Below are 16,787 nucleotides of genomic sequence, written 5' to 3'. Positions count from 1 at the left end.
ACAAGGTTGCCTTTTGGGCCATGTCAGCTCTAATCCACCGCCGCGTCCGTGACCGGAATCCGGCCATCGGATCGGGAGCGCACCGCACGGCTCGCGGGATTTCCGCGGATCAATACCCCGACCTCGGCGCGCAGACGGATGTAGCCCGGCAACTGTTTGGTGGCGATCTGGTCCCGGGACCGCGGCAGCTCGACCGGGAGATCCGCGATCACTCGCCCCGGTGCACGGCTGAGCGCGAGGACCCGGTCGCCGACATAAACGCTCTCGTCGATATCGTGCGTGACGAAGACGATGGTGATCTCTCGCTGGTCGCGCAGCCGAAGTATCAAGTCTTCCAGGTCTTCCCGAGTCTGTGCGTCGACCGAGCCGAACGGCTCGTCCATCAGCAGTAGCTTCGGCTCGTAGGCGATGGCGCGGGCGATCGCGACCCGCTGCTGCATCCCGCCGGACAGCTGCCACGGGTGCCGCTGAGCGACCTCGGACAGACCAACCGCGGCGAGCGCGTCCAGGGCGGCGTCCCGGCGCTGTCGGCGGCTGCGGAATCGGCGGCGCAGCGGCAGCGCGACGTTGCCGACGGCATCCAGCCATGGGAACAGCGAGCGGCTGTAATCCTGGAACACGATCGCGAGTTCGTCAGGCACCCCGGTGACGGGCGTGCCGTCCACGATCACCCGGCCCTCGTCGAACCGCAGCAGTCCGGCGATGGCTCGCAACAGCGTCGACTTGCCGCAGCCGGATGGGCCGACGATGCTGACCAGCTCGCCGCGGGCCACGCTGAAGGTGAGGTCGGCGAGCGCCGGGTGGATGTCGGCTCCCTTCCGGTAGGAATGGCTAAGGCTGCTTACCTCGAGCACGGCCTGCTCCCTATCGGAAGATGATCGGGTTCACATCCAGCGGCTCGGACAGCATTCCGCCGCTGTGCATCAGATCCGCCACCCGCTGCAGCTGGGCCGGATCGGTCGTCGGCGGATAGCCACCGAGGGCGAGCTGCTGGGCGTCCTGCGGCGAGATATTGGTATAGCTGGGGATGATCTGGTGCACGGCAGCATGATCGGCGGCAGCATGCTCCTGCGCACGGGCCAGCGCGCGCTGAAACGCCCGCGCGGCCTTGGGGTTCTGCTGCGTCCACGAACGGGTGGCGAAATAGCCCGAGAGCGGGAGGTTCTCGGTCGGTCCACTGCACTGCGACATCACCGAAACGGCACGCACCTCCCTCTTGGCGCTGGTGACGAACGGCTCGACCACGCTGATCGCGTCGACCTGGCGGGCCGCCAGGGCACGATTCATATCCGGGAAGGGAATCTGTACGTAGCGGATGCCGGTGGTATCGATACCGGCGGATTTCAACAACACGTCGGCGGTGAGGGTCTGGATGTTGTTGACGATGGCGACGGCGATCTTCTTGTCGGCCAGGTCCGCCGGAGTCCGCACGTTCGAATCGGGCAGCGCCATAATGGCGTAACCGTCGGCGACGCAGGTGGTGGCCGTGCCGAGCACTTGGAGGTCGAATGTGCCCCTGGCGTTGCCCTGCAGGTAGGAGACGAGATTGCCGCCACCGATGAGGTCGATGGTGCCGTGCAGGAGATCCGGTAACGCCTGCGTGCTCTGCGTGACGAGCTTGGTGTCGACCGTCAGCCCCTCCTGCTGAAAGTAGCCCTCCTTGATCGCGATGAACAGCGGGGCATCGTCGAGCACCTGCACGGCGCCGACAGTGAGCCGCGTCTTCTCCAGCCCGTCCCCCGCCGCGGGTTGCGGGCTGGAGCCACCACCGCATGCCCCGGCCGCGAGCACGACAGCGAGCCCGGCGCCGAGCACAGCGAGTATCCGACGAGAAAGACCGATGCGCTTCACAATTCATCCACCCCTGCGAATCTGTCGAAGCACTATGTCGACCAGGATCTCACCTTCGGATTGTTCCGGCACCGGAAATCGGCTCTACTCCCCTACGGGCCAACGGATTACCGCAAGGCGGCATTCGGTCGTGATCAGCGGCGGGAAGGCCGAATGCTGATCTTCCCGTTTCCCGCCATGATCTACGTCCTGCACCGCCGTGGGATCACGGCGATCTTGTTCGCTATCGGTGCCGTGTCGGGGACGGTCCTGAGCATCGAGATGGGCTGCCGCGGCCGGGACTGATGCGCCGCCACGGCGGCATCCGGCGATGCTGGATTCACTATCCGGCTTGTTCGAAGGTGAGCCGGACCCGGTGCGGAGCGAGGGCGCCGGCACAGCTTGTCGCCGGGTGGTGCGCGACAAACGACAAGAAGGCTTCGGTCTCTTCAGGATTGGAACACCAGCGGCTGCCGTCGCCGATGCCGTGGAGGGGCGGCGTGACCGGATAGTGGAGGGTGAGCGAGAGCTGCAGGATGGTGTCGCGGGGGTTGTCGATTATTACCTGGCGCGTGATGTCGTAATGGAATTCTTGATGGTCGTCGCCGTCGATGCCCCACTGAAACAGCAACATGTCGCCGTCGTTGTCGAGGTCGACATCTGTCACGCGGTGACGGGTGTAGAACGCGGCCATAGCGCCGACAGCGGCAGCCGCGTCGAGGCTGTCGAGAGTTCGGCCGCTGTCTTGCAGGTGCCGACGGAAGGCGTTCTCGAGCTCATGGGCGCGCACCGGCGTAATTGTGCAGGGTCACACCGCCGCACGCGAGACCGGAACCGGTGCGCCGCACGGCGACATTGCTGCGCGGCGCGTCATGTGGGTGGTTCGATTCAGTGGCTACCGGAGATCATGAGAGTGGCAGCTCTGCGTCCGTGCCATGACGTGTGAGTCATCCGGCGGGCTTTTCGGGAATTTCTTGCGTCATCGAGGCTAGCTCAGGGGTGACATCAACAATGTAGTTCCTGGGCGGCTCACCTTTGGCCAGCGGCTCCTCTTTGACGTCGATAAGGGCCCTGATGCCCTCACTCGCTTCAAAGACGCCGTCGGTGTGAAAATAAGTCTTCGTCCCCTCGTTGCGGAACCCTGCCAGCGGCCTCTCGTCAAAAATGCGAGAGACCGGGACCATGACCGGCCAGTTGATGACCGGTGTCTCGACAATTCCCGTCACGTACCCGCTGAACGCGCCGACCATGGTGTAAGGAACGCGCGGTTTCGTCTTCTCGATCATCAGAACCGCCGTCACTTTGGTATGCTGCGGAATCTCGATCTTCTTCTCGAAGTCCCAGCCGCGCTCCTTCGTCTCTGTCGCGGACTTCGACGACTTGAAGGAGTACTCGGTCGAGACGGTGGTGTCGACTCCTCCGATGAGGGGCACTTTGATTTCGGCCGTGACCGAGATGCCAACGGAAACAGAGTGTTCAGTGGTCCATGTGTAGCTGTTCGTAATCGTTTCGTGTCGCCTGACCGTCGTTTCTTGCTGGACAGACGTGCGATTCGTCTCGATCACCTCGTCGATGGTATCCATTGCCGTGCTGGAACTCGACTCATCCAGATGGTAGTTGATAGCGCCATCGAAAATCAGTCTATCTAGCGACAGCTTTTTGACCTCTAGGTGTGGCGCACCGGGATGGTCTTTCGCCAACAGCGCAGAAACGGCCTCTTTGAAGTGCTTGTCGAGGTCGATGATCTGAGTCACTTGCTTGGTCCTTTCATGTAGCTTTTGGAAACCGAGGCTCGTCTTTCCTCGGCAGATGCGAAAAATATGGTCGAGCTGCCACGAAAACGCAGGCGTTGCGCCAGCGGGCGACATCTCAACTAGGAACGGAAAACCGGGACCAACGATCGGGGTCGAGCCAACCGAGAACGCTGACCTCTGCTGCCCGGTCCACCGCTCCCGACATGTCCGGGGGCGTCAATGCCGAAATCCTCGCTGGCACAGCCAGTTTGGCACATCGACGTCAAGGCTTCAATACGCCGATTTTCGGACGCGCCGGCGCCGATCACTTGCCCGCACCCCCTACTTGTTACTTTCGTATGGAAGGGCGGGTAGCCGTCTATTCACCCGGACAAAGGAAATTCTTCAGAGGATCTTTTCGGTTTAGCGAGCCGTCGATTGGATATGTGGTGGGGCATGGCGACTTCGGGCCCGGACGATGACCTTGCTGCGGTGACGATCGGTGATCTGGCACCGTATGCGGTCCCGGTGGTTGTGGAGGATTACAACCCGGAATGGCCGGTCTGGTATGCCGCCGAAGCGGCGGCGGTGTGCGAGGCGCTCGGGTCGCTGGTGTTGCGGATCGAGCACATCGGTTCCACCTCGGTGCCGGGGTTGGCGGCCAAACCGGTCATCGACATCTTGCTGATCGTTCCCGACACCACCGATGAGGCTGCCTATGTAGCGCCGCTCGAGCGTGCGGGATATGCGTTGCGCGTGCGTGAACCGGACTGGTATCAGCATCGGTGCCTCATCCGGCGGGTGGAGGACGGGGCGCCGTGCGACGTCAACCTGCACGTGTTCGCACCGGAGCTCGGGGCCGTGGAGATCGAGCGAATGCTCGTTTTCCGTGACTGGCTGCGTACTCACGAGGAGGATCGCGCGTACTACGAGGCGGCCAAACGGGAACTGGCCCAACGCCGGTGGAAATACGTGCAGCATTACGCCGACGCCAAAAGCAATGTCGTCGAGGAGATCCTGAGTCGTGCCCTGCAGGGCTGATCATCTTGCCCGCGATGCACTCTTCGCGCGGGTCGATGCATGGCAGCAGTGAGGAGTCATGATCTCTCCCCCTCCTACTTTATACACGATTCCGGGGCCTCATGAGGCAGCGATTTGTGGTCCATACTCGCTCGCGAAACGTCGAAACCGCCAGGTGAGGAGTAGTGGATGACCTATGTGCTGAGCTTCGGGGAGATCGACCGGACACAGGTCGCGATCGTCGGAGGCAAGGGCGCGAACCTCGGCGAGCTGTCGCGCATCGACGGTGTGCAGGTGCCCGACGGGTTCTGTGTGACGACGGATGCCTTCGCGCGGACCGTGGCGGGTGTGCCGTCGATCGAGGCTCGGCTCGACGAGCTGTCGCGCCTCGAACCGGACGACCAGGAAGCGATCCGTGTGCTGAGCGCGGAGATCCGTTGCGCGGTCGAAGAGCTCGCCATTCCCGAAGAGGTGGCGGCCGCGATCATCGGCGCGCACGCCCAACTCGGTACGGACGGCGCCTACGCTGTCCGGTCCAGTGCGACGGCCGAGGATCTGCCTACCGCGTCCTTCGCCGGGCAGCAGGACACCTATCTCAATGTCGTGGGCTCGGCGGCGATTGTCGAACATGTCAGCCGGTGCTGGGGCTCGCTGTTCACCGAGCGGGCGGTCACCTACCGGCTGCGAAACGGCTTCGGCCACAAAGCCGTTCGGATGGCGGTGGTCGTGCAGCGGATGGTTTTCCCGCGTGCGTCAGGCATTGTGGTCACCGCCGACCCCGTCACCTCCGACCGGACGGTCGTGTCCATCGATGCGGGCTTCGGTCTGGGGGAGGCCCTCGTTTCCGGCCTCGTCAACGCCGACGTCTACCAGGTTCGCGACGGCGGCATCACCAGCAGGACGATCGCCACCAAGAAGCTCTCCGTCGAACCGGTTCCGACGGGCGGAACTCGGGTGCGCGAGACCGCTCCGGAGCGCCGCGACGAGCCGGTGCTGTCCGATGCCGAGGTGCTGCGGCTCGCACAGCTGGGCCGCCGCATCGAAGCGCATTTCGGCAGCCCGCAGGACATCGAATGGTGCCTCGACGGCGACGATATCCGCATCGTGCAGAGTCGGCCTATCACCACGCTGTTCCCGATTCCCGTCGCCGCCGACGGGGAGAACCGCGTCTACGTCTCGGTGGGCCATCAGCAGATGATGACCGATGCGATGAAGCCCCTGGGAATCTCGCTGTGGCAGCTCACGAGCCGGGGGCCCATGCGTGAGGCGGGCGGCCGGTTGTTCGTGGATGTCACCGAAGCGCTGTCGTCGCCGCAAACCCGCACCGCTCTGATCGAAGGGCTCGGCAAGTCCGACCCTCTGATCGGGGACGCACTGCAGACCGTGATCGACCGCGGCGATTTCATTCGTCAAGTGCCGGAAGGAGATTCCGTCCAGGCACCGGCCGCGCTGCGCGGTACCGCATCCGCGCCGCTTGCGGCCGATCCCGAGATCGTCACCGAGCTGATCGGGGACAGCGAGGCCTCCCTCACCGCCTTGAAACGAGACATCCGGACCGTGTCGGGACCGGCGCTGCTCGACTTCATCCAGGACGACATCCAGGAGTTGCAGCGGGTCCTGTTCGCTCCGCGCGGTCTGCAGGTGATCACGACCGCGATGAACGCCTCGTCGTGGCTCAACGACCGGATGCAGGAATGGCTGGGCGAGAAGAACTCTGCCGATGCGCTCACCCAATCCGTGCCCGGGAACGTGACGTCGGAGATGGGCCTGGCGCTGCTGGACGTCGCCGACGTGATCCGCCCGCATGCGGAGGTGGTGGCCTACCTGCAGCAGATCGAGCGGGCGGCGCCGACGGGGAACGATTTCCTGGACGAGCTGGTCGAGTATCCGGGTGGCCACGAGGCGCGAGCCGCGATCGAGGGCTTCCTCGACAAGTACGGCATGCGCTGTTCCGGCGAGATCGACATCACCAGGCCACGCTGGAGCGAAAACCCCGCCACACTCGTGCCGACGATCCTCGGCAATATCAAGAACTTCGGGCCCGGCGCGGGCAAACAGCGTTTCGAGGACGGCCTGCGCGACGCCGAGCAGAAGAAGGCGCAACTGCTCGAACGCCTGCGCGCCCTGCCGGGCGGGGAGCGCAAGGCCGAGGAGACCGAGCGGATGATCGACCGGGTCCGCACCTTCTCCGGCTATCGGGAGTATCCGAAGTACCGCATGGTCAGCCGCTACTTCCTCTACAAGCAGGCCTTGCTGGGTGAGGCCGAGCGCCTGGTGGAGGCCGGCGTGCTCGACGAGCCCGAAGACATCTACTACCTGCGATTCGACGAGCTTCGCGAGGTGGTGCGCACCCACTGTGCGAGTGTGGAGCTCATCGCCGAGCGCAAGGACGCCTTCCGCTCGTATCAGGCGCTCACCGCCCCGCGGGTACTCACCTCCGACGGTCAGGCCCTCGCGGGGACATATCGGCGCGAGGATCTGCCGGCAGGTGCACTACCCGGCATGGCGGTGTCCGCCGGAACGATCGAAGGTCGCGCGCGCGTCGTCTCCGATATCGCCCAGGCCGATCTCGACCCGGGTGACATCCTGGTCACCGCCTACACCGATCCGAGCTGGACCCCACTGTTCGTCGCGATCGAGGGTCTGGTGACCGAAGTCGGCGGTCTGATGACCCACGGCGCGGTGATCGCCCGCGAATACGGCCTGCCCGCCGTGGTCGGTGTGGAGCACGCCACCGACCTGATCCGCGACGGCCAGCGCATTCGAGTCAACGGCACCGACGGATACGTCGAAATCCTGTCGCAGCCGGGCGAGTGACGCCTGCCCATCGGCTGTCTGTGGATTGTTATGACGGTGCCACGAGGGCCGCGACGCCGTGAGCAGGGCGATAATCGAGCTGATGTCCCGCCTTGCCGGAGTCGTAGACTCTATCGATCTTGGCCGGTAGTGGCCAGCCGTGCCGGGCGAACAGGGCCACCACGTTCGGTGCCCGCTGGGCGAGCACCGCCGGAGCATCGAGCCACAACTGCTTCGAATCGTTGGGGCCGAACAGCATCGGGCCAGCGATGTTGAATGTGCCGGTTACCCGAGGACGTTCGGCGGCCAGCCGGTGTGCGCGGGCGACGTCGCGGATGTCGACGCCACGGTAGAGGCGGTGGGCCGCCTGTACGGCGGGTGCCTCGGGAAAGCAGCGGGCGATGCGCAGCACGATCGTCGTGAACGGCTGGTGAGCGTCCGCGACGAGAGTTTCTGCGGCGAGCTTGGTTTCGTCGTAGATATCGCGCGGCTGCGCCTGCAGCGTTTCGTCAACCCATACCGCCCGATCGTCGGGCACCAGAGCGTGCCCGTACACCGAGGTCGTGCTGGTGTAGACGAAACGCCGGACACCGCATTCGGCCGCCTGCCCGAGCAACGCGGCGGTGGCCTCGACGTTGACGGTGTGGAACTCGGCATCGGAAACCACGCCGACATGCGGGGCGTGCAGCGCGGCCGCGTGCACGACGAGCTCCACACCGGCAACGGCGCGCGCTCGGATTTCTGTGTCGCGCAGATCGCCGCGGTGGGTGGTCCACGGCCCCGGGCGCAGGTCCCAGCCGCGCACTTGCCATCCCGCCGTGCGCATTTCCTGCGCGACGCCAGCCCCGACGACACCGGACGAACCAGTCACCAACACGACACCCGACCCCACGGCGCCGATTTTACCGCTGTCGTCGGTGTCCAGTAGTGCTCGGGCGGCGGAAATGAGTTGAGTCGATAACCAGGCTTCGGCAAGATGACCGTTCGTCACCGGGGACCACAGCCAACGAAGGGAGATCGGACGTGCGGTTCGCGCGATATCGCCGTGTGCAACCGCTCGACCGGTCGCGCTGAACCCGTTGCGCCGTCGAGCATTCGGGGCGGCGTCGACGCGGGAGAGTCGGGCTCGGCTGTAAACCGAGTGCCGCGTGCCGAGTGGGTTCGAATCCCGCCCGTCCCGCTCCCGGCAGACGGACCGGCAACCTCAGCGCAGTGCGGGCGGGTTGTTCAGGTCGGCGGCGTTGAAGGTGTCGCAGGCGCGGACCTGGCCGGTGCGGTATCCGGCGAGGAACCATTGCTGGCGCTCCGCGGAGGAACCGTGGGTCCAGCCTTCGGGGTTGACCCGGCCGGTGGCCTTCTTCTGAATGCGGTCGTCGCCGACCGCCGCGGCCGCCGACAGGGCGTCTTGGATGTCCTTGTCGGTCAAGGGCTTCAGCAGGGGTTGGCTGCCGCCGGGGGCAGGGGTCTTGGCGGCGTAGCTGGCCCAGATTCCGGCGTAGCAGTCGGCTTGCAGTTCCAGGCGGACCGAGCCCGACTCCGGTCCCTTGGGGTCGCGCTGGGCTCGGCCGCTGTCGCCGAGCAGGTTCTGGATGTGGTGGCCGAACTCATGGGCGACCACATACTCCTCGGCGAGCGGGCCGCCGGACGCGCCGAACTTGTCGCGCAGCTCCTGGAAGAAGGCGGTGTCGAAGTAGGTGGTCCGGTCGGCGGGGCAGTAGAAGGGGCCGACGGCGCTGGTCGCATTGCCGCAGCCGGTGCCGATCGCCCCGGTGAACAGTTTCACCTCCGGCCGAATGTATCGCCTGCTGGTCTGCTGGGGGAGTTGGCCGCCCCAGACGCCGTCGAGGCTCTGCGCGGTCAGCACGACGCGGCACTGGGCATATCGGTTGGCATCGCTGTTGGTCTTGCAGACCGACACGTCGACCGCTCCGCTCTGCCCCTTGTTCTCACCGCCGGTCAGATTGCCCACGACATCGCCGGGATTCACGCCGAACAACAGCGCGAGCACCAGCACGATGAGCCCGCCACCGCCGCCCAGCACCATCTTGGGCCCCATACCACCGCCGGTGGAAACCCGCTCGGGGTCGATGTCCATGCCTTCGTTGAAGGTCATCGCTCGCTCTCTCGTATGCGCTGAAGCTGCCGTGCCGACATCAAGCTTGACATGGGGTCCGGCGTCTTGCGTCGTGTCGGTCGCTCCGTGTCTTCCCCCGAAACGGTCGTCCCAAGCGCCGGGGCCGGATATCCGTTTTCGAGCACCGGATGCCGCTCACTACCATGGGGGCGCACCTGCTCACCTCCGATGCCCGGAGTCGTCGAAAGGAATCCCGTGCTGCGCACCCACTTGGCTGGTTCGCTGCGAAGCGAGCACGCCGGTCTGACCGTCACCCTCACCGGATGGGTGGCCCGGCGTCGAGACCACGGTGGGGTGATCTTCATCGATCTGCGTGATGCGTCGGGTGTGGCGCAGGTGGTCTTCCGCGAGGGTGAGCCTGCCGAGCAGGCCCATCGGCTGCGCAACGAGTTCTGTGTCAAGGTCACCGGCGTGGTCGAGCAGCGGCCCGCGGGCAGCGAGAACCCGAACCTGCCGACCGGGGCCATCGAGGTCAACGTGACCGAGCTCGAGGTGCTCAACGAGTCCGCGCCGCTGCCGTTCCAGCTCGACGACGAGCCGGGCGAGGAGGCGCGGCTGAAGTATCGCTATCTGGACCTGCGGCGAGAGGGACCGGGCCATGCCATCCGGCTGCGGTCGAAGGTCAACGCGGCCGCGCGCGAGGTGCTCGCCCGCCATGCGTTCGTCGAGGTCGAGACGCCGACCATGACTCGGTCGACCCCCGAGGGCGCGCGCGACTTCCTGGTGCCCGCGCGGCTGCAGCCGGGCAAGTTCTACGCGCTGCCGCAGTCACCACAGCTGTTCAAGCAGCTGCTCATGGTCGGCGGCATCGAGCGCTACTACCAGATCGCGCGCTGCTACCGCGACGAGGACTTCCGCGCGGACCGCCAGCCCGAGTTCACACAGCTCGACATCGAGATGAGCTTCGTCGAGCAGGAGGACGTGATCCTGCTGGCCGAGGACATCCTGGTCGCGCTGTGGAAGCTGGTCGGCTACGACATTCCGACGCCGATCCCGCATATGACCTACGCCGAGGCCATGCGCCGCTACGGCTCGGACAAGCCGGACCTGCGCTTCGGGGTCGAGATCACCGAGTGCACCGAATACTTCAAGGACACCCCGTTCCGGGTGTTCCAGGCGCCCTACGTCGGCGCGGTCGTCATGCCCGGCGGTGCGAGCCAGCCGCGGCGTCAGCTCGACGCGTGGCAGGAATGGGCCAAGCAGCGCGGCGCCAAGGGGCTGGCCTATGTGCTGGTACAGGAGGACGGCACCCTGGGCGGTCCGGTCGCCAAGAACCTCAGCGATACCGAGCGCGAGGGTCTGGCCAAGCACGTCGGCGCGGCCCCGGGCGACTGCGTCTTCTTCGCGGCCGGTCCGGCCAAGGCGCAGCGCGCGCTACTGGGCGCGGCGCGCGGCGAGATCGCCCGCAAGTGCGGTCTGATCGACGAGGACGCCTGGGCCTTCGTGTGGATCGTGGACGCGCCGATGTTCGAGCCCGCCGACGAGGCGACCGCGAGCGGGGATGTGGCCCTCGGTCATTCGGCCTGGACCGCGGTGCACCACGCCTTCACCTCGCCCAAACCGGAGTCGCTGGACACCTTCGACACCGATCCGGGTTCGGCGCTGGCCTACGCCTACGACATCGTGTGCAACGGTAACGAGATCGGCGGCGGCTCCATCCGTATCCACCGCCGCGACGTGCAGGAGCGGGTGTTCGACGTCATGGGCATCGGCCCGGACGAGGCGAAGGAGAAGTTCGGCTTCCTGCTCGACGCCTTCTCCTTCGGCGCACCCCCCATGGGCGGCATCGCCTTCGGCTGGGACCGCATCACCGCGCTGCTGGCCGGTGTCGAGTCCATCCGTGAGGTCATCGCCTTCCCGAAGTCCGGCGGCGGCGTCGACCCGCTGACCGACGCACCCACCCCGATCACCCCGCAGCAGCGCAAGGAGGCGGGTCTGGACGTGGTGCTCGACGAGAACGGCAACCCGGTCGGGACGGACAAGAAGAAGTAGCCGCGAGCTCGCACCGCGGCATCGCCGATGTCGCGGTGCGCTCGACGGCGACTCGGAGTGCTTCCCCTGATCGGCCCCCGAGCCGGATAAGCTCCAGCGGCGGCGTCGGCCGGTGCCGTCGTGCGCGAAAAGGCTCACAGACAAGGGGATACGGTGCTGCACGTTCGTGTGATCTGTCCGTCGGAGACGACCGAGGCCGCCCTGGGCGTATTGCGCGGCGAACCGGGCGCGACGCTCATCACCGTGCAGCGCGGGGCGTCGATCGAGCCGGGTGGCGATGTCATCGAGGTCTACGTGGCGCGGGAGGCGGCGAACCAGGTGCTCGACGCCTTGACCGGGCTCCGCATTCCCGAGGCGGGCGGCATCATTCTCGATCCGGTCGAGACCTCCCTGTCACAGGCCGCCGACCGGGCCGTGGAGGCGGCGCCCGGCGATCCGGCCGATGCGGTCGTCTGGGAGGAACTACTCGCGCAGACCCATGAGGAGTCCACGCTCAATCCGACATTCCTGGCATTCATCACCCTCGCCTGCCTGCTCGCGGTGGTCGGCGTGGCCACCGACTCGCCGGTGACGGTGGTCGGCGCGATGGTGGTGGGGCCGGAATTCGGTCCGCTGGCGGCGATCGCGGTGTCGTTGGTGCGCAGGGATTTCCGGCTCGCCCGGCAGTCGGCGCTGGCGCTGCTGGTCGGATTCCCGGTGGCGATGGGGATCGCCGCGCTGGCGTCGCTGATCTGGGAGCGCGTCGGCTGGATCACCGCGGCAGGAATCAACGACAGCCACAATGTCGACTTCATCTACGAGGTGGGACCGTTCTCGTTGGTGGTCGCGCTGCTGGCCGGGGCGGCCGGAATGCTGTCGCTGGTGACCTCGAAATCCTCGGCGCTGGTCGGCGTATTCATCTCGGTGACCACGATCCCCGCCGCCGGATACGCCGCGGTGGCGGCGACGCTCGGCGAATGGAACAAGGCGTTCATGTCGGCCGGGCAGCTCGGGGTGAACATGATCGGCATCGTCGCGGCCGGGGTGATCGTGCTGCAACTGCGACCCGGTCACGGCCGCGAGGCCGGGCCGCTGGATCGGCTGTGGCGGTGGCTCACCCGGCGCCGGTGAGGCTCAGGCGAGGAGGCCGCCGGTGAGGAAGCGGTAGCTGTAGGTGAGCGCGATGGCCGACACCGGCGCCACCACCAGCAGGCCGATTCCGCAGAGCAGCAGGGCGACGAACGTCATCACCACGATCGCCAACGCCAGCAGCAGCGTCGGCGCGAAGTTCGAGATCACCAGGCGCACACTGGATTTGATGGCGGTGAACGGATTCTGATCCTGATCGATCACGAAGTGCAGCGAGAACATGCACAGATATCCGACGATCAGCGCGGGCACCAGCAGGAACAGCGCGGCCACCCAGGCGGCGAGGAAGACGATGAGCGCGGTGATCAGCACGTTGCCCGCGTTCACGAAGCCGAAGAAGCCCTGGAAATCCGGCGGTGTGCCGTCGGTCTCGTAGAGCGCGCCGCGAATCATGGCCGCCTGGAGCAGCCACACCACCACCGACACCACGAGGAAGATCAACAGCAGCGGCACGATCGAGTCGACCTCGCCGATGCGGATCACGAGCGTCACCGCCAGATAGGCGATGAAGCCGACCAGCGTGATGGCGACCCACGGAATCGGATTGGCGCGGAATCGGTCCCAGCCGTAGCCGAGGGCGCGGCCGATGCTGAGGGTGGCGGGCGCCGCGGCGTAGCCGTAGGGCTGGCCGTAGCCGGGCGCGCCGGACGGCGGGGGAAAGGAACCTGTCGGTCCGTAAGTCGACTGACCGTAGGGCTGCTGTTCATAGGTCGGCTGACCATACGACTGCTGTTCGTAGGGCGGTTGACCATAGCCGGACGGTGCGGAGGCCGGTTGACCGTAGCCGGGCTGCCCGTAGGAAGGCTGGCCGAAACCGGACGGCTCGTAGGGTGGCTGCCCGGGCGTCGGCCGCGCACCCGACACGGGCGGTGGCGGCGGCGGGGCAGCGGCCCCGGCCACCGGCGGCGGCGGTTCGACCGGTTCGCTGCCGTACTGCGCCGCGCCCGGACCCTCGAACTGCGGATATCCGGCGGCGCCCGGCATCTGGTGGCGGCCGTGCGCCTCGGTCGAACCGCCGGTCGGTTCGGTCGGCGCCGGATCCTGATGCTGTCCCGGACGCGCCGTGTACCGCTCGTCACCGCCCTCCGCAGGCGTGTCGCCAGGAGCGGGCTTCGGCGTGTCGGCCATCGTGGGGACCTTTCGAATCGCCTGGGTTGCGGTGTGGCGCAGAGCAGTTGACGATGAGACAACCGGACCGGCCAGGTTGTGTCAAGCAACCGGCATCCCGGTGTCCGCACTACACCGCGGGCTGGAGAGTTCGTGATACGCGTCGAGCATCATGCGCGGTAGCGAACCCTTCACAAAGACACGCCGAGCGACGCGCCAAAGGTTGCGTAACCGCTCGCTGAAAGTGACCTGAAGCGAGTAACTTGGGATCCGATGACCGCACTATTGGCCGAACGCGCCGCCGAAGTCGTGTCCGCGGCACAACAGTTGCTCACAAAGCGAATGGGTGCTCCGGTAAAGCTGAGCGATCCGATGGAACTCAGCGGCAGTGGCAGGACGACGGTATTACGCGTGCGTGTTGCGGAGAACGCCTTTTCACTTCCTCGGACCTTGATCATCAAGCAGGTCCGTGGTGCCGCGCAGGATCGCCGGATCGGCGGCCTGGCACCAGGGGTGGCCAGTATCGATTCGGCCTTTCTCCGGGAGGCGGTGTCCTACCAATTCACCACCGCACTGTCGAGCCGACACCGCCCCGGCGCCTACCTGCTCGCCCACAACCTGCCGGAGCGGTTGCTGATCCTCAGTGACCTGGGTGAGAACACGTCACTCACCTCGGTGCTGCAGATCGGCGCCGAACCGGCCAGCCGCAACGCGCTGATGGCGTTCGCGCAGGCGCTCGGGCGCATGCACGCCGCCACCGTGGGGCGCGAGGCCGATTTCGTGGCGCTGCTCCGGCGCGTCGACGTATCACATCGTATCGACGGCATCGGCCAGCAGGCGGAGTCGGCGATCAACGAGGTGCCCGGACTGCTGTTGCGCGAGTTGGGAATCGAGGTGCCCGGCGAGATCGCCGAGCGGATCGTGCGCGGCAACCGGCTGTTCTCGGCGGGTCGCTTCCGCGCGTTCAGCCCGTCGGATCTATGCCCGGACAATGTGATTCTCAATGACGAGGGCGCGCGGTTCCTGGACTACGAGTGGGGCGGATTCCGCGACGCGACCCTCGATATCGCCTACGCCCTGGTCTCCTTCCCGGGTTGCCTGTGCGATTTCGAGTTGTCGCGCGAGCGGGCCCGGCAGATGGTCGAGGCGTGGCGGTCGGAGGTCGTGGGTGTGTGGCCCGCGCTGGCCGACGACGCGCTGCTGGCCGAGCGCATTCTCGAGGCACGCCTGATCTGGGTGTGGCTGACCACCTACTGGTTCCTGCCCGTCGACCACACCCGCATCGCCGCCGCCCGCGAGCATGGCCTGTCGGTGCCGCGGTCGGCCGCGCTGATCAACCGGTGGGCCGCCCTCGCCGAGGACGCGCGCTGCACCGGTGACGATTCGCTGGGTGATTTCGCCGAGCACGTATCGGCGACGCTCGAGGAGTGCTGGGAGGAATAGCCCTGGCGCTCAGGGCTTCTCGGCCTCGATGCGGGTGCGGGCAGAGTGCGCGACGAACGGGCCGTGCGCCCGGATGTGGTCGTGCAGTTCGCGCAGCCGGTCGCGGTACGTCTCGACGGTGAACCCCCGGACCATCCAGATCACCTCGCGCGGGGAGTAGACGACCGCGCCGTATCGACGAACGCCATCCGCAGTCGTTCGGCGCGCAGATCGACGATGCGCAGGCCCGCCTGCCGCGCGCCGGCGGGCTCGGCCAGCAGGTCATCGAACGCTCGGTCCCCTGTGGAAGATTTTCCAGTCCGGGATCGTCCGCGGTGGCGCGCGTGGCCCGGCCAGCCGCCGCTCGTCGATTCGCCGGGTTGGTTCGGGCCGGCGGTGGGCGGGCGGCAGTGCGTTGTAGAAGTCGTAGGGGGCGCAACGGCATTCGGACAATTCGGCCGTGGTGGCGGGGTGAGCGGGGGCACACTGGACGAACGTCCTGTTGATGGATCGGATGCCATCGAGGGGGGAGCCATGTCAGCTCGCCGATTCGTTCCGCCGCTTCCGCTGCTGCGTCTGGTCGACCGCTTTCGCGGCGTGCTGACCGGCGTGCATCGTCGGACGGTCCCGCCCTCGATCGCACTCATGGACATCGCACAGGGCGGCTTCCTGGCCCAGACCCTCTGCGCCACAGCCGAACTCGGGGTCGCCGACGCCCTGGCCGCGGGACCGTTGCCGCTCGAGGAGTTGGCCGAGCGGGTCGGGGCCCGCCCGGAGACGCTGCGGCGACTGCTGCGGCCGCTGCTCGCCGAGTGGATCTTCAGCTGCCGCGGTGATGTCTACGCGCTCAACTCGCTGGCCCAGCCGCTGCGCGGCGATGCGGCGGTGTCCGTGCGCCACCTGTTGCGTTTCATCGGCGATCGGCGGCAGGGTGCGCTATGGGCGGAGCTCGCCAACTCCGTCCGGACCGGTGAACCGGCGGCGCTGCGGGTGTACGGGATGCCGTTCTTCGACTACCTCCAGCGGGATCGGGAGTTCGGTGAGCTGTTCGATGCGGCGATGACCGGGGTTTCGGAGACGACGCTGGCATCGACCCTGGCGGCCTACGATTTCTCGGCCTTCGGCACGATCGTGGATATCGCCGGTGGGCACGGGCGGCTGCTGGCCGACATCTTGCGGCGAACGCCGGGAGCGAAGGGGGTGCTGTTCGATACGCCCGACGTCGTGGCGGCGGTGCCGCGGCTGCTGGCCGAGCGCGGCCTGACCGATCGCTGCGCGGTGGTGGGCGGGTCGTTCTTCGTCGAGGTGCCCCGGGGCGGGGACGCCTACCTGCTCAAACACATCGTGCACGACTGGCCCGACGAACAGGCCGTGCGGATCCTGAGCACCGTGCGCAAGGCGATGGCCGACTCCGCCCGGCTGTTGGTGATCGAATTCGTGCTGCCGCGGGACACCCGGCGTCATTTCGGCAATCTGCTGGACCTGGAGATGCTGCTGACCGCGGGTGGCCGGGAACGCACCGAGGCGGAATTCCGGGAGCTGCTCGCGGCCGGTGGCTTCGAACTGCTGCGCCACGTCCCGACCGCCAGCATGGACGACATCCTCGAGGCGCGCCCGGTGTAGCC

15 protein-coding genes and 1 tRNA gene are annotated in these 16,787 nt (G+C 66.8%); 8 read left to right on the top strand and 8 right to left on the bottom strand.

The window, feature by feature from the left end; translation table 11 throughout:
* Nucleotides 1–29 precede the first annotated feature (29 nt).
* Nucleotides 30–854 carry an ABC transporter ATP-binding protein gene (locus tag NDR87_RS12650; RefSeq protein WP_251912582.1) on the bottom strand — a complete coding sequence of 275 codons (825 nt, stop codon included), beginning with the start codon at nt 852–854 and terminating at the stop codon, nt 30–32.
* A 10-nt stretch (nt 855–864) separates the two neighbouring features.
* Nucleotides 865–1,851 carry an ABC transporter substrate-binding protein gene (locus NDR87_RS12645; RefSeq protein ID WP_251912584.1) on the bottom strand — a complete coding sequence of 329 codons (987 nt, stop codon included), beginning with the start codon at nt 1,849–1,851 and terminating at the stop codon, nt 865–867.
* A 153-nt stretch (nt 1,852–2,004) separates the two neighbouring features.
* Here NDR87_RS12645 and NDR87_RS37280 point away from each other — a divergent pair, with 153 nt between their 5' ends.
* Entirely contained in the window at nt 2,005–2,136 is a 132-nt protein-coding gene (locus NDR87_RS37280) for a hypothetical protein (RefSeq protein ID WP_286013468.1), read from the top strand.
* A gap of 37 nt (nt 2,137–2,173) precedes the next feature.
* Here NDR87_RS37280 and NDR87_RS12640 read toward each other — a convergent pair whose 3' ends face one another.
* Nucleotides 2,174–2,620: a hypothetical protein gene (locus tag NDR87_RS12640; RefSeq protein ID WP_251912586.1), complete on the bottom strand. Its 447-nt coding sequence runs from the start codon at nt 2,618–2,620 to the stop codon at nt 2,174–2,176.
* Nucleotides 2,621–2,777: 157 nt separating this feature from the next.
* Nucleotides 2,778–3,584, bottom strand: coding sequence for an ETX/MTX2 family pore-forming toxin (locus NDR87_RS12635; protein ID WP_251912587.1), 807 nt, complete (start codon nt 3,582–3,584; stop codon nt 2,778–2,780).
* A 471-nt stretch (nt 3,585–4,055) separates the two neighbouring features.
* Here NDR87_RS12635 and NDR87_RS12630 point away from each other — a divergent pair, with 471 nt between their 5' ends.
* On the top strand, nt 4,056–4,604 hold the full coding sequence (locus NDR87_RS12630) for a GrpB family protein (protein ID WP_251912589.1): 549 nt from the start codon (nt 4,056–4,058) through the stop codon (nt 4,602–4,604).
* 168 nt (nt 4,605–4,772) lie between these two features.
* Nucleotides 4,773–7,400, top strand: coding sequence for a rifamycin-inactivating phosphotransferase (gene rph / locus NDR87_RS12625; RefSeq protein ID WP_251912591.1), 2,628 nt, complete (start codon nt 4,773–4,775; stop codon nt 7,398–7,400).
* A gap of 28 nt (nt 7,401–7,428) precedes the next feature.
* On the opposite strand, the gene NDR87_RS12620 is transcribed toward rph, so the two are convergent.
* Entirely contained in the window at nt 7,429–8,370 is a 942-nt protein-coding gene (locus NDR87_RS12620; RefSeq protein WP_251912593.1) for an NAD(P)-dependent oxidoreductase, read from the bottom strand.
* Between the two features lie 106 nt (nt 8,371–8,476).
* Here NDR87_RS12620 and NDR87_RS12615 point away from each other — a divergent pair.
* Nucleotides 8,477–8,559: transfer RNA gene (locus NDR87_RS12615), tRNA-Tyr, on the top strand.
* A 24-nt stretch (nt 8,560–8,583) separates the two neighbouring features.
* On the opposite strand, the gene NDR87_RS12610 is transcribed toward NDR87_RS12615, so the two are convergent.
* Nucleotides 8,584–9,492 carry a neutral zinc metallopeptidase gene (locus NDR87_RS12610; protein WP_251912595.1) on the bottom strand — a complete coding sequence of 303 codons (909 nt, stop codon included), beginning with the start codon at nt 9,490–9,492 and terminating at the stop codon, nt 8,584–8,586.
* A 216-nt stretch (nt 9,493–9,708) separates the two neighbouring features.
* Between NDR87_RS12610 and aspS the strand changes: the two genes are divergently transcribed.
* The gene (gene aspS / locus NDR87_RS12605; protein ID WP_251912597.1) at nt 9,709–11,505 is read left to right on the top strand and encodes an aspartate--tRNA ligase; all 1,797 of its coding nucleotides are present in this window, start codon (nt 9,709–9,711) and stop codon (nt 11,503–11,505) included.
* 153 nt (nt 11,506–11,658) lie between these two features.
* Nucleotides 11,659–12,615, top strand: a complete 957-nt coding sequence (locus NDR87_RS12600) for a DUF389 domain-containing protein (RefSeq protein ID WP_251912599.1) — start codon at nt 11,659–11,661, stop codon at nt 12,613–12,615.
* A 3-nt stretch (nt 12,616–12,618) separates the two neighbouring features.
* On the opposite strand, the gene NDR87_RS37275 is transcribed toward NDR87_RS12600, so the two are convergent.
* A complete protein-coding gene (locus NDR87_RS37275) occupies nt 12,619–13,761 on the bottom strand; it encodes a hypothetical protein (protein ID WP_286013466.1) in 1,143 nt (380 codons plus the stop codon).
* 252 nt (nt 13,762–14,013) lie between these two features.
* Here NDR87_RS37275 and NDR87_RS12590 point away from each other — a divergent pair, with 252 nt between their 5' ends.
* Nucleotides 14,014–15,183: a phosphotransferase family protein gene (locus tag NDR87_RS12590; protein WP_251912600.1), complete on the top strand. Its 1,170-nt coding sequence runs from the start codon at nt 14,014–14,016 to the stop codon at nt 15,181–15,183.
* Nucleotides 15,184–15,192: 9 nt separating this feature from the next.
* Here NDR87_RS12590 and NDR87_RS37870 read toward each other — a convergent pair whose 3' ends face one another.
* A complete protein-coding gene (locus NDR87_RS37870; protein WP_372494156.1) occupies nt 15,193–15,318 on the bottom strand; it encodes a hypothetical protein in 126 nt (41 codons plus the stop codon).
* Nucleotides 15,319–15,696: 378 nt separating this feature from the next.
* Between NDR87_RS37870 and NDR87_RS12580 the strand changes: the two genes are divergently transcribed.
* Nucleotides 15,697–16,785 carry an acetylserotonin O-methyltransferase gene (locus tag NDR87_RS12580; RefSeq protein WP_251912602.1) on the top strand — a complete coding sequence of 363 codons (1,089 nt, stop codon included), beginning with the start codon at nt 15,697–15,699 and terminating at the stop codon, nt 16,783–16,785.
* The last annotated feature ends 2 nt before the right edge of the window (nt 16,786–16,787 follow it).

Origin of the sequence: Nocardia sp. CDC159, from assembly GCF_023740735.1 — a bacterium.
GTDB classification, from domain to species: Bacteria; Actinomycetota; Actinomycetes; order Mycobacteriales; family Mycobacteriaceae; genus Nocardia; species Nocardia pulmonis.
The sequence above is the reverse complement of the archived record's forward strand: the minus strand, read 5'-3'. Positions and strand labels throughout refer to the sequence as shown.